At 56.5% G+C, this 12,530-nt stretch carries 11 protein-coding genes; 10 read left to right on the top strand and 1 reads right to left on the bottom strand.

Annotated features, from left to right (window positions below):
• The first annotated feature begins 12 nt into the window (after nucleotides 1-12).
• The 10 genes from Q1K76_RS07020 to Q1K76_RS06975 all read left to right on the top strand — a co-directional run bounded on the left by Q1K76_RS07020 (nucleotide 13) and on the right by Q1K76_RS06975 (nucleotide 11,681).
• Entirely contained in the window at nucleotides 13-3,099 is a 3,087-nt protein-coding gene (locus tag Q1K76_RS07020) for an efflux RND transporter permease subunit (RefSeq protein WP_300132113.1), read from the top strand.
• Nucleotides 3,096-4,277 (top strand): TolC family protein, encoded by a 1,182-nt coding sequence (locus tag Q1K76_RS07015; protein ID WP_300132110.1) that lies wholly within the window; start codon nucleotides 3,096-3,098, stop codon nucleotides 4,275-4,277. The genes Q1K76_RS07020 and Q1K76_RS07015 overlap by 4 nt, the downstream gene beginning before the upstream one ends.
• Before the next feature lie 254 nt (nucleotides 4,278-4,531).
• Entirely contained in the window at nucleotides 4,532-4,738 is a 207-nt protein-coding gene (locus Q1K76_RS07010) for a DUF6132 family protein (RefSeq protein WP_162611679.1), read from the top strand.
• Nucleotides 4,731-5,201 (top strand): thioredoxin, encoded by a 471-nt coding sequence (trxA, locus tag Q1K76_RS07005; protein WP_298662881.1) that lies wholly within the window; start codon nucleotides 4,731-4,733, stop codon nucleotides 5,199-5,201. The genes Q1K76_RS07010 and trxA overlap by 8 nt, the downstream gene beginning before the upstream one ends.
• A 170-nt stretch (nucleotides 5,202-5,371) precedes the next feature.
• On the top strand, nucleotides 5,372-6,502 hold the full coding sequence (locus Q1K76_RS07000; RefSeq protein WP_300132106.1) for a hypothetical protein: 1,131 nt from the start codon (nucleotides 5,372-5,374) through the stop codon (nucleotides 6,500-6,502).
• Between the two features lie 65 nt (nucleotides 6,503-6,567).
• Nucleotides 6,568-6,846 (top strand): T9SS type A sorting domain-containing protein, encoded by a 279-nt coding sequence (locus tag Q1K76_RS06995; protein WP_300132102.1) that lies wholly within the window; start codon nucleotides 6,568-6,570, stop codon nucleotides 6,844-6,846.
• Between the two features lie 203 nt (nucleotides 6,847-7,049).
• Nucleotides 7,050-7,235, top strand: coding sequence for a 4Fe-4S binding protein (locus tag Q1K76_RS06990; RefSeq protein WP_087409062.1), 186 nt, complete (start codon nucleotides 7,050-7,052; stop codon nucleotides 7,233-7,235).
• A 4-nt stretch (nucleotides 7,236-7,239) separates the two neighbouring features.
• On the top strand, nucleotides 7,240-7,587 hold the full coding sequence (locus Q1K76_RS06985) for a winged helix DNA-binding protein (protein WP_087409063.1): 348 nt from the start codon (nucleotides 7,240-7,242) through the stop codon (nucleotides 7,585-7,587).
• A 252-nt stretch (nucleotides 7,588-7,839) separates the two neighbouring features.
• Complete coding sequence (locus Q1K76_RS06980; RefSeq protein WP_300132099.1) at nucleotides 7,840-10,653, top strand: TonB-dependent receptor; 2,814 nt, start codon at nucleotides 7,840-7,842, stop codon at nucleotides 10,651-10,653.
• 38 nt (nucleotides 10,654-10,691) lie between these two features.
• Nucleotides 10,692-11,681 carry a metallophosphoesterase gene (locus Q1K76_RS06975; RefSeq protein WP_298662885.1) on the top strand — a complete coding sequence of 330 codons (990 nt, stop codon included), beginning with the start codon at nucleotides 10,692-10,694 and terminating at the stop codon, nucleotides 11,679-11,681.
• A gap of 125 nt (nucleotides 11,682-11,806) precedes the next feature.
• Here the strand turns inward: Q1K76_RS06975 and Q1K76_RS06970 are convergent, their stop codons facing one another.
• Complete coding sequence (locus Q1K76_RS06970; protein WP_300132097.1) at nucleotides 11,807-12,382, bottom strand: RsmD family RNA methyltransferase; 576 nt, start codon at nucleotides 12,380-12,382, stop codon at nucleotides 11,807-11,809.
• Between the last annotated feature and the right edge of the window lie 148 nt (nucleotides 12,383-12,530).

Here is a 12,530-nt window from a genome sequence, read left to right as displayed (position 1 = left end):
TCCGCCGCAGCCATGTTGAACAAGATTATCCGATATTCGCTGAACAATCGGCTGCTCGTGCTGGTTGCTTCGATACTGTTGATGTTTGCAGGCATCTATACGTCGCTCAAGATGGATGTCGACGTATTCCCCGACCTGAACGCCCCCACCGTCGTGGTGATGACCGAGGCTCCGGGCATGGCCCCCGAAGAGGTGGAGCGCCTGGTTACCTTCCCGGTAGAGACGGCCCTCAACGGTGCCACCGACGTGCGTCGGGTGCGCTCGTCGTCGACCACCGGCTTCTCGGTCGTGTGGGTCGAGTTTGACTGGAGTACCGATATTTATCGGGCCCGCCAGATAACCTCCGAAAAACTGGCCGTCGTGGGCGAGAGCCTGCCCCAGGGGGTAGGTACCCCTACGCTGGGCCCGCAGTCGTCCATTCTGGGCGAGATGATGATTATCGGCCTCACGGCCGACTCGACCTCGATGCGCGACTTGCGCACGCTGGCCGACTGGACCATTCGTCCCCGCCTCCTCTCCATCGGTGGGGTGGCACAGGTTACCGTCATCGGCGGCGAGATGAAGGAGTACCAGATTCTGCTCGACCTGCCCCGCATGAAACAATACGGGGTTTCGCTCGACGAGGTGCTGACCGCTGCCCGCCAGATGAACCGCAATGCCAACGGCGGCATCCTCTATGAATATGGCAACGAATACATCATACGCGGTGCCGTGGCTACGACCGATGTCGACGCCATTGCCAAGGGTGTGGTGAAACGCGTCGACGGTGTCCCCATCCTGATGGGCGACATCGCCGAGGTGAAGATTGGCGACAAGGCGCCCAAGCTGGGGTGCGCTTCGGTCGAGGCTCATCCGGCCGTGCTGCTCACCGTCACCAAGCAGCCCAACACCAGCACGCTCGACTTGACCGACAAGCTGCTGGAGTCGGTCGACGAGCTGAAAAAGAACATGCCGGCCGACGTGACCGTATCGACCGACATCTTCCGCCAGTCGCACTTCATCGAGAGCTCTATCGACAACGTGAAGAAGTCGCTCTACGAAGGGGCCTTCTTCGTGGTCATCGTGCTCTTCTTCTTCCTGATGAACGTGCGCACCACCATCATCTCGCTGGTTGCCCTGCCGTTCTCGCTGCTCTTCTCGATATTGGCCCTGCACTTCATGGGCTTCACCATCAACACCATGAGTCTGGGCGGTATGGCCATCTCCATCGGGTCGCTGGTCGACGATGCCATTGTCGACGTGGAAAATGTCTACAAGCACCTGCGCGAAAACCGCAAGCTGCCGCCCGGCGAGCGCAAGCGGGTTATCGACGTGGTATTCGAGGCTTCGCGCGAGGTGCGTATGCCTATCCTCAACTCGACGCTCATCATTATCGTCACCTTCATCCCCCTCTTCTTCCTCACCGGTATGGAGGGGCGCATGCTGGTACCGCTGGGTATCGCCTTCATCGTGGCGCTGTTTGCCTCGACCATCGTGGCCCTCACCCTCACGCCGGTACTCTGCAGCTACCTGTTGGGTAAGGGTGGCGACGACAAGATGAGCCGCGAACCCATCGTGGCCCGCACCCTCAAGAAGTATTACCAGCGGGCCCTCGAGTGGTCGCTGCGCCACCGCCGCGAGGTACTGGGCGGCACCATCGTGCTCTTTGTAGCGGCACTGATTACCTTCTTTACCCTGGGCCGCAGCTTCCTGCCGTCGTTCAACGAAGGGTCGTTCACCATCAACGTGAGCACCCTGCCGGGCATCTCGCTCGAGGAGTCGGACAACATCGGCCGCCGGGCCGAGCAACTGCTGCTCGAGGTGCCCGAAATCAAGACCGTGGCCCGCAAGACGGGACGTGCCGAGCTCGACGAGCACGCGCTGGGTGTGAACACCTCGGAAATCGAAGCCCCCTTCGAACTGAAAGACCGCTCGCATGCCGAGGTGGTAGCCGATGTGCGCAAGAAACTCTCGATTCTGCCCGGTGTCAACATCGAAATCGGGCAGCCCATCTCGCACCGCATCGACGCCATGCTCTCGGGTACACAAGCCCGCATCGCCATCAAGCTCTTCGGCGACGACCTCAACCGCATGTTCATGTTGGGCAACCAGATCAAGAAAAACATCTCGACCATTGATGGCGTGGTAGACCTGAATGTCGAGCAGCAAATCGAACGGCCGCAACTGAAGATTACGCCGCGGCGCGAGATGCTGGCCCGCTACGGGGTAACGCTGTCCGAGTTCTCGGAGTTTATCGACGTGGCCCTGGCCGGCGAGGTAGTCTCGCAGGTCTACGAGGGTAGCCGTACCTTCGACCTCACGGTCAAGGTGAAAGACGACGAACGGGCCACCGCCTCCCGCATCGGCGACCTGATGATCGACACGCAGATGGGCAAAGTGCCGTTGAGCACGCTGGCCGAGATTGAGTCGGCTACCGGTCCCAACACCATCAACCGCGAGAATGTGAAACGTAAAATCGTCATCTCGGCCAACGTGAGCGACCGCGACCTGCGCAGCGTAGTCGACGACATCCGGGAACGCATCGACGAGACCATCACCCTGCCCGAGGGTTACTTCATCGAGTATGGCGGACAGTTCGAGAGCGAAGCCGCCGCCTCGCGCACCCTCTCGATTGTGTCGCTCTTCTCGCTGCTGGTGGTATTCCTGCTGTTGTACAACCAGTTCCGCAGCGCGTCGCAGTCGGCCGTCATCCTGCTCAACCTGCCGCTGGCCCTCATCGGCGGCGTCTTTATCCTGCGCTTCACCACGGGCGAAATCAGTATCCCCGCCATCATCGGCTTCATCTCGCTCTTCGGTATCGCCACCCGCAACGGCATGCTGCTCGTGTCGCACTACAACACCATGCTGGCCGAGGGGCATACGCTGCACGATACCGTATTGCACGGCTCGCTCGACCGGTTGAACCCTATCCTGATGACGGCGCTCACCTCGGCCCTGGCCCTTATCCCGCTGGCTCTGGGCGGCGACCTGCCGGGCAACGAGATACAGAGCCCGATGGCCAAAGTGATTCTGGGCGGATTGATTACTTCGACCTTCCTCAACGCCTTTGTGGTGCCGGTCGTTTATTGGATTATGAACCGTAAAAAAGAAAACCGATGAGAAAAACGCTTTTCCTGCTCTGCGCACTCGCCGTTGCGGGTGCGGGAGCTCAAAATAAGATGGCCGATATTCTGTCGAGTATCGAGACCAACAATCCCCAGCTGAAGGCCGGGGCCCAGATGGTGCTGAGCCAGAAGGCCGAGGTGTCGTCGCAAAACTCGCTCGCCGACCCCACCTTCGAACTGGAGCACCTGTGGGGTGCCCAGAATGCCGGCGACCGCAAATACGACATCACCGTGTCGCAGGCATTCGATTTCCCCTCGCTCTACGTGCAGCGCAACCAGATGGGCAACCTCAAGCGCAGCCTCTACGACGGGCAGCAGGCACTGTTGCGGCAGCAGGTGCTGTTGCAGGCCAAGGAGTTGTGCCTGCGCATCGTCTATCTGAACCGCTGCATTCAGTTGGGCGAGGAGCGGCAGGCGGCTGCCGACCGGCTGGCCGCCCTCTATCGCGAACGACTCGCGACGGGCGATGCCGCCATACTCGACGTGAACAAAATCGAAATCGAACAGCTCAACGTCACCACCGCCAACACGCGGCTGCGCAACGACCGTTCGGCCTGTCTGGCCCAACTGCGGGCGCTGAACGGCGGCGAACCCTTCGAAGAGGGCCTCGAGACGTTGGCCGACTACCCGCAGGCAGCGATGCCCGCCTCGTTCGACGACCTGAAAGCCCAGGCCCTGCAGGCCGACCCCGAGCTGCAGCTGCTGCGCCAGGAGAGCCTCATCGCCGACAAGTCGGTGGCCCTCAACCGGGCCGGGTGGCTGCCCAAGTTTGAGTTGGGCTACCGCCATGCCTATGAGTTGGGCGAGCGGTTCAACGGTCTTTCGGTAGGTATCTCCATCCCCCTCTTTGCCAATCGCAAGAAGGTGAAGATGGCCAAGGCCCAGGCTCTGGCCGGGAGCTTTGCCGTGAACAATCGCGAGCAACAGGCATTGGCCGAGCTGCAGACCGCCTACGACGAAGCCGTATCGTTGCAACGCGACCACGCCCGCTACGACCTGCTGATGCGCCAGAACAACCTGGGGCTGCTGCAAAAGGCCCTCACGGCCGGACAAATATCGATGGTCGAATATCTGGTAGATGCGACCCAGCTCTACGAGGCGTTTGACAACCGGCTCTCGCTCGAGTATGAATACCAGTTGCGGTTGGCCCGCATGTACAAATTCGAATTGTAAGATTACCGCTAAAACCTTGTAACAGAATCCTTCGCGCCTCACCCGGTGCGGAGGATTTTTTTATTCGACAGTCTCCCAGATACCCTCCCTGCAGATGTCCCGGAATAGCCGAGAGTGTTAAAAGATATTATATCCATAAATATTTTCCATAGGAATATTGTTTATATGGAAAACAATATACATCTTTGCAAAGTAATTTCTAATGGAATATTTTTCTTATGAAAACAAATATAGAGATAAAGGACAAAAAGCAAGTGATGAAGAGCTGGATGAAGCGATACGGATTGTTGGCTCTGGGCTTGATATTGGGAGCCGTAGGCGGATACCTTTACTGGCGGTATGTAGGTTGCGCCAGCGGCACCTGCCCCATCACGGCATCGCCCTGGACCAGCACGGTGTGGGGAGCAGCCATAGGCGGATTATTGATGAGTTCATTTAAAAAAGAGAAAAGCTATGAATAAACGACTGATGATTTGGGCGGTGAGTCTGGTTGCGCTTCTGCTGGCCGCCTGTGAAACCCAAGCGACGAACAATGATAAAAATAATAAAAAGGAGAACAAGATGAAAACGATTGAATTGACCAAAGCCGATTTCTTGAAAAAAGTGATGGATTATGAAACCAATCCCAATGAGTGGAAATACCTGGGCGACAAGCCGGCCATCATCGACTTCTACGCCTCGTGGTGCGGCCCCTGCAAAATGGTAGCACCCATACTCGAGGAACTGGCCGAAGAGTACGACGGACAAATCTATATCTATAAGGTGAATACCGAAGAGGAACAGGAGCTGGCCGGTCTGTTCGGGATACGAAGCATCCCCTCGATACTCTTTATCCCCATGGGCGAGCAGCCGCAGATGACTACGGGAGCCATGCCCAAAAGTTCGTTCAAGGAGGCTATCGACAAGGTATTGCTGAAGAAATAACCCCATGAAGCCACGTTCTCCCGAACGGGGACTGCGAGAGAGGTGTCGCTTTTTCATCTCCACGGCTTCTACCGTTGCCGTGGAGATGAATATCGTTTGCTGCGACGGGACAGATACAAGAAAAAAATCGGCGGCCCTGGTATCGGATGGATTTACCCTATGATAACTAATTGAATCAGATCGACCAGCAACCGGCCGTAACCGAGACGATTGCCGAAACCATCGGTGCAGGTGAGTCGTATATCTATACCTTCGAGACCAAGGCCGACCTTTCGGAATCGGGTTCGTATACCATCAAGGCCTGGAGCAATCTGGAGAACGACGATATTGCCGACAACGATACCAGCACGGTGAGCGTGCGTCACTTCGGTCCGGCCAAAGTACCCTACTTCAACGGTTTTGAAGATGCATACAGCCGCGAAGCCATCAAATACTTCGACCTGAACTTCGACGAAGCCGACGGCGGTAACGGTTGCTGGGCAATCGAGGCCAACTCGTGGTTCTCTTCGTTCTCCCGTACCGGCGACTATGCCATGATATATTGGTACAGCAGCAACAACGTGGGCGACGACTGGTTCATCTTGGAGCCCATTCAACTGAAAGCCGGTTACTACAGTCTCAAGTTCTGGTACTCTTCCTTCTCTTACGACGAGAAATTTGCCGTATACTATGGTACCGAGGCTACGCCCGAAGCCATGACCACGAAGGTGGTAGAGTATGCCCCCTTCAATACCGACGAATATATGGAGTCGGCCAGTGTAGTCCACATCGAGGAGGACGGGGTTTACTACTTTGGCTTCCATGCCTTCAGCGATGCTAACAAGAATGTGATTTGCATCGACGACATTTCGCTCGAAGAGATCGACAGGCTCGGCAACGACCTGGCTGTGACCAACCTCACCTCGCCGGTCAACGAATATGTATCGTCGCAACAGTCGCAAGACATCTCCTTCTCGATAGTCAACAATTCGGTCAACACGATTACCAATGCCTCGGTCGAAGTTGCCGTCGACGGTACGGTTGTCGAGACCTTCGACATCGAGAGCATCGAACCTCAGGAGACTAAAAACTACGTATGCGAGCAAGCCCTGGCCAGCCTCTCGTCCGGCGGTCACACGCTGACGATTACCATCGAGAACGAGGGCGACGAGAATCTCGAAAACAATACTCTCGAAGTCGAGTTCACCGTAGTGAAGAACCCGGTCATGTACTACGACTTCGAAACGGGAACCGTTCCCGAAGAGCTGACGTTGAGAGCCGAAGACGGTGCCACGGTCACAATCCCAGCACCCGCGGTGTAGACCTGGGCGCCTATAAGGGACAGAACATCTACGTAGCCATCCGTCTGACGACGACCGACGGCTACATGCTCTCGATCGACAACATCGGGTTCTATGGCGATATAGTCAAAGGCGGTTCGTCCGTAGAGTCGGTTGCAGCCGACGGCCGCTTGTGGGTAAGTGCCGGTCAGGTAGTATGCTCGGCCGAGCAGGTAGACCGCATCGTGGTCTTCGATGCCAGCGGACGTCAGGTAGCCGGTTGTGAAAATCAATCGACCCTCGATGTCGACCACTTGTCGAGCGGCGTTTATCTGGTTCGGGCCATGGCCGACGGACAAGTGCTGCAAACCAAGTTTATCAAATAACGCAGAACCTATCGGCGAGGGGGAGTCTCCCGCACGGGGAGATTCCCCCTTCGTTTTGCCCGCAGGCAAAAGCGACTCCCGGTCTTGTTCTGCATTGGAAAAGAAAATGTAATTTTGTAAACCGATACAAAAGTCGTATCGACCGGGGCAGAGAGGCCCACAGCAGGTTCGACTTTTGTGTAAAGAAAGGAGGAAAAAAAGATATGCCAATCGTAGTAGACAAAGACCGTTGTCCGCAGAACCATCGCTGCCCGCTCATCGACCTTTGCCCCCGGCAGGCCATCAGCCAGGTGGGGTTCGGGTTGCCGCAAATCGATGCAGACAAGTGTATAGAGTGCGGCAAGTGTGTGCGTTCGTGTTTCAAACAGGCCATGTATGAAATCAAGTAAGCGTATGGAATCGTTTTGCAAGATACGCGATGTATACCGGGCCATCACCGAGTTTGAAGCCCGGTTTGAAAAGCGCTACGGCCTCGGGCTCAACGAGGGCTCCCTGCTGTGTGCCTTGAGCGATTGCCCCAAACTGTCGTCGGGCGATATTGCCAGACAGTTGAACCTCTCCCAGTCGAACGCCTCGAAGGTGATTCGCTCGGCCGAGAAAAAGGGGCTCATTCAGCGCAGCCTGGGCGATGACGACAAGCGGCAGATGTACTTCTCGCTTTCGCCCGAGGGAGCCGATTGCCTCGCCCGGTTGCAATGTTGCGACATCCAGGTGCCCGAGCTTCTGCAGAAATTGTTGTAACCGAAAAATGTATCCGGCGGGCAGGCCGCCCGTCGTGACCGATAGTATCCCCAGACCCGATTGTTTTCGGGCCTGGGGATTTTTTTGTCCCCCCGGCTCATACCCTTCTCTCGTTTAGCCAACCTCACTGATAATAAACGAGTTGTAGCATCAATGTATAACGAATGTTGCTTAGGCTTAAAACAGTTGTAACACAAATGTTGCACGGGCCCGATAATTTTGGCGCAGCATATAACCAACGGAAAAAACAGTATGAAAAGGACATTCACATTGATTTTTATTCTCGTGCAAATTACTGTTGCACAAGCAGCAGGACTTATTTCGGGTACGGTGAAAGAGGGGACCGAGCACCACACGTTGCCGGGCGCCGTACTGCGACTGGACAAATTTAACCGCTACACAGTCTCGGACAAAAACGGTTACTTCGAGTTCCTGAATGTTCCCGACGGGGAGTATCGGGTCGAAGTCACTTACTTAGGATATACGACGGCGTATCAGGACGTCACGGTAAAAGAGGGAGGAAACTCGGTCATCGAGTTTCAGTTGCAGGAAGATTCGAAAGTCTTGAACGAGGTGGTTGTCATGGGCGACCAGGCTCGCGGACAGGCCAAGGCATTCAACCAGCAGAAGACCAACCGCAATGTAACCAACGTGATTTCGGCCGACCAGGTGGGCCGTTTCCCCGACTCGAACATAGGCGATGCGCTGAAACGGGTACCGGGTATCACCATGCAGAACGACCAGGGCGAGGCCCGCAACATCATCGTGCGGGGTCTGGCTTCGGAGTTGAACTCGGTGACTCTGAACGGGAACCGCATCCCCTCGGCCGAGGGCGACAACCGCAAGGTGCAGATGGACCTGATTCCCTCGGACATGATACAGACCATACGGGTAAACAAAACCCTTACTCCCGACATGGATGGCGATGCCATAGGCGGCTCGGTCGACCTGGTGACTCGCGCCGCATCGGGCCGGCAGCGCATCTCGCTCACGGCACTGGGCGGTTTCAACCCCATCCGCAACGGGGCTACCGGGTCGGGCTCGTTTGTCTACTCCAACCGCTTTGCCGACGATAAGGTGGGCGTGGTACTCAGCGCCTCGTACATGAACAAGAGCTACGGTTCGGACAATATCGAAGGGGTGTGGGGCAAGGACGACGCCCAGAATATTTTCCTCGAAGAGATGGATATTCGCAAATACGACGTGCAACGCATCCGCCGCAGCATCTCGCTCAATACCGACTGGAAAATCGATGCCAACAACACGCTGGCTGCCGACCTGATGTACAACTGGCGCGACGACAGGGAGAACCGCTTCCGCACCCAGTTCAAGGATGTGGAACCCGTATACGACGAGGCTACGCAGGCGATTACCGGATACACGGGTAACATCACCCGCGAGACCAAAGGCGGTATAGACAACTGCCGCAACAAGAACGCCCGTCTCGAAGACCAGCGGGTGCAATCCTATTCGCTCACGGGTACGCACCTGCTCTCGCCCCGGTTCGACCTCGACTGGAACCTCAGCTATGCCAAGGCTCAGGAAGACCGTCCGCACGAACGCTACATCGAGTATACGCAAGAGGGACTTTCGCTCACACAAGATCTGACCAACCCGCGACTGCCCTTTATCTCGGCTCCCGGGCAAGACTTGAGTCTCTTTGCCTTCGACAAGCTCACCGAACAACACGACTATACCGACGAGGATGAATACTCGGCCAAAATCAACGCCCGGGTGCCTCTCTCGGCCATCGCATCGCAAAAGGGTCGTCTCCACTTCGGATTGAAAGCCCGCATCAAGAGCAAGGAGCGCAACAACAACTTTTATGAATATACCCCCATCGACGGTCTCCCCTCGCTGGGCGACATGGAACCGGTCACCTACAACTCGCCTCTGACGCAGGGCGACCGCTACATACCGGGCTCGTTCGTCTCCAAAAAATGGCTGGGCAATGTCGACCTCAACAACGCCGCACTCTTCGAGAAAGAGGCCGACCCGTCGGAGTATCTGGTCAACAACTACAAGGCCAAGGAGCAAATCTACGCCGGTTATCTGCGTTGGGACCAGGACATTACCCCCGACCTCACCTTTATCGTGGGGGCCCGCATCGAGCATACCCGGGTCGACTACGAGGGCAACTATGTGCTCGACGAAGACTATGCCAACGCCGACCTGCGCAACGTGAAAAACAGCTACACCAACGTGCTGCCCAACGTGACCATCTGTTACACACCCCGAAAGAATATGGTGCTCCGCGGTGTCTTCTCGACGGCACTCGCCCGCCCCAACTACTACGCCCTGATTCCCTTTGCCGATGTAAAATCGGAAGACCGCGAAATCTCGGCCGGTAACCCCGACCTGAAGGCCACCTACTCCTACAACGCCGACCTCATCGGCGAATACTACTTCCAGTCGGTGGGTATCGTTTCGGCCGGGCTCTTCTACAAAAATCTCGACAACTTCATCTACAACTACCTCGATGCCAACTATACGACCGAGAAGTTTGCCGCCGATTTCCCCAACCTGCCCAACCCCATCCCGGCCGGTGAGCAGTGGCAGTTCCTGCGCCCCCTGAACGGCGACCAGGTACACCTCTTCGGTGTGGAGCTGGCCTTCCAGCGCAAGCTCGACTTCTTTGCCTCGAGTTTCATGCGCAACTTCAGCGTGATGCTCAACTACACCTATACCCACTCGATTACCAAAGGTATCTACAACGAGGACGGCGAGGAGCGTACCGACGTGAGCTTCCCGGGCACGGCTCCGCACATGTTCAACGCCTCGCTGGCTTGGGAGAACAATCGCTTCTCGGCACGTGTTTCTTTGAACTACACCGCCGGGTATCTCGACGAGGTGGCCAGCACGGCTTTTGAAGACCGCTATTACGACGGGCAGCTCTTCCTCGACGCCAACGCCTCGTATCGCATTGCCGACGGCCTGCGCATCTTTGCCGAGGCCAACAACCTCACCAACCAGCCGCTGCGCTACTACCAGGGCTCCAAGCAGTACATGGCACAGCTCGAGTATTACAAGTCGACCTTCGACATCGGTGTAAAATGGGAGTTCTAAAAAACAAGTAAATGATAAAAACAAATAAACGAAGCGAAATGAAAAAATCCGTTAGATTCTTATTGAGACATGTCCGCACCTTTTCGGCCTTGCTGCTGGTGGGGATTATCCTGTGCGGCTGGTCGTGCCGCCAGACCAACGACACGCAAAACAGCACCTTCCCCGAGTCGATCGACGATAACTTCAACTTTATCGTAGCCAACGATATGGGACGTAACGGCTATTACGACCAGAAGCCCATTGCCGAGCAGATGGGCGAGACGGCCGGCGAGATAGGCATCGAGTTTGTAGCCGCCGCCGGCGACATTCACCACTTCGAGGGGGTGGCCAGCGTCGACGACCCTCTGTGGAATACCAACTACGAATACATCTATTCGCACCCCGAGCTGATGCTCGACTGGTATCCCGTGCTGGGTAACCACGAATACCGGGGCAACACCCAGGCCGTACTCGACTATTCGGGCGTAAGCCGCCGCTGGTGCATGCCGGCCCGCTACTACGACAAGACCTTCGAGGTGGGCGACAGCTCTACGCTCAAGGTGGTCTTTATCGACACGGCACCGCTTATCGACAAATACCACAAGGAGTCGGAAGAGTCGTATCGCGACGTGGCCGCCCAAGACATGCAGGCCCAGCTTCACTGGATCGACTCGGTGCTGAATGCCTCGCACGACACCTGGAAGGTGGTCATCGGCCATCACCCCGTCTATGCTCAGACTCCCAAGGACGAAATCGAGCGCGAGAACCTGCAGGAGCGTCTCGACCCGCTGTTGAGGAAATATGGTGTCGACATGTATATCGCCGGGCACATTCACAACTTCCAGCACATACAGATGCCCGACAGCCCGGTCGACTACGTGGTCAACTCGTCGGCCTCGCTGAGCCGCAAGGTGAGCCCCATCGAGGGAACGCAATATTGCAGCCCCGAACCGGGATTCTCAGTCGTATCGGTATCGGACCAGGAGTTGAGCCTCTACATGCTCGACAAGACCGGCCATGTGCTGCACACGGTTACGCGCACCAAATAACACGAGTTTCTTATTTTCTTTCTTTCAAAGGGGCTTTGCCTGTGGCCGTCGGGCCGGGCGAAGCCCTTCTGTTTTCGTGTAAAGGGCTGGAGATAACGATGCGGGCCGAGCCGCTTCGCTCCCGGTTAGAGGTCCGGGGAGTCGGTCGCCCCGGAGGCCTCGGCCTCGGGCTGACGGAAAATCGAGAAGTTCACGCTGCCGTAGCTGCGGTGCTGGTCGAAGAGCGGGTGCGACGAGAAGTCGTTGTTCTTGGAGTGTTCGAGTACGAAGAAGCCCCCCGGTTTCACGATATTCCTCGACAAGACCTCGTGCGGCAGTGTCTCGAGCGTGGGCAGGTCGTAGGGAGGGTCGGCAAACACCAGATCGAACTGCTGGCGGCAGCTTTGCAGGAACTTGAATACATCGCCCTTGATTGGAGTGAGGTTGCGGTCGCCGAGTTGCTGTTGCACTTTGCGGATAAAGTTGTACTGCGTCGGGTAAATCTCTACGCACACCACCCGGGCACATTCCCGCGAGAGCAGTTCGAAACTGATGGCCCCCGTACCGGCAAAGAGGTCGAGCGCCTCGATGCCCTCGAAGTCGATGAGGTTTTCCAACACGTTGAAAATATTCTCCCGGGCAAAGTCGGTTGTGGGCCGGGCCTTGATATTGGTGGGGACATCGAACCGCCGACGCCCGTATTTACCGCTGATGATTCGCATACAGTAACTCGCTTTTGGATTTCCTTTTGCAAAGATAGTGAAAGGTGAGGGCAGAGGCAAACGGGAAAACTTGTTTTTCAAATTTGGCTATGCCGAGCCGCATCCTCTCTTCTGAAAAGATAGCGAAAGGTGAGAGCATAAAGTCAAG

The sequence above is a fragment of the uncultured Barnesiella sp. genome, assembly GCF_946496565.1.
Taxonomy (GTDB): Bacteria; Bacteroidota; Bacteroidia; order Bacteroidales; family Barnesiellaceae; genus Barnesiella; species Barnesiella merdigallinarum.
Note: the sequence above shows the minus strand (reverse complement) of the source record. Positions and strands in the feature narration are given on the sequence as shown.

Coding starts and splice junctions, on each gene's coding strand:
- Q1K76_RS07020 (WP_300132113.1), top strand. CDS start 13: ATGTTGAACAAGATTATCCGATATTCGCTGAACAATCGGCTGCTCGTG.
- Q1K76_RS07015 (WP_300132110.1), top strand. CDS start 3,096: ATGAGAAAAACGCTTTTCCTGCTCTGCGCACTCGCCGTTGCGGGTGCG.
- trxA (WP_298662881.1), top strand. CDS start 4,731: ATGAATAAACGACTGATGATTTGGGCGGTGAGTCTGGTTGCGCTTCTG.
- Q1K76_RS06995 (WP_300132102.1), top strand. CDS start 6,568: ATGCTCTCGATCGACAACATCGGGTTCTATGGCGATATAGTCAAAGGC.
- Q1K76_RS06990 (WP_087409062.1), top strand. CDS start 7,050: ATGCCAATCGTAGTAGACAAAGACCGTTGTCCGCAGAACCATCGCTGC.
- Q1K76_RS06985 (WP_087409063.1), top strand. CDS start 7,240: ATGGAATCGTTTTGCAAGATACGCGATGTATACCGGGCCATCACCGAG.
- Q1K76_RS06980 (WP_300132099.1), top strand. CDS start 7,840: ATGAAAAGGACATTCACATTGATTTTTATTCTCGTGCAAATTACTGTT.
- Q1K76_RS06975 (WP_298662885.1), top strand. CDS start 10,692: ATGAAAAAATCCGTTAGATTCTTATTGAGACATGTCCGCACCTTTTCG.
- Q1K76_RS06970 (WP_300132097.1), bottom strand. CDS start 12,382: ATGCGAATCATCAGCGGTAAATACGGGCGTCGGCGGTTCGATGTCCCC.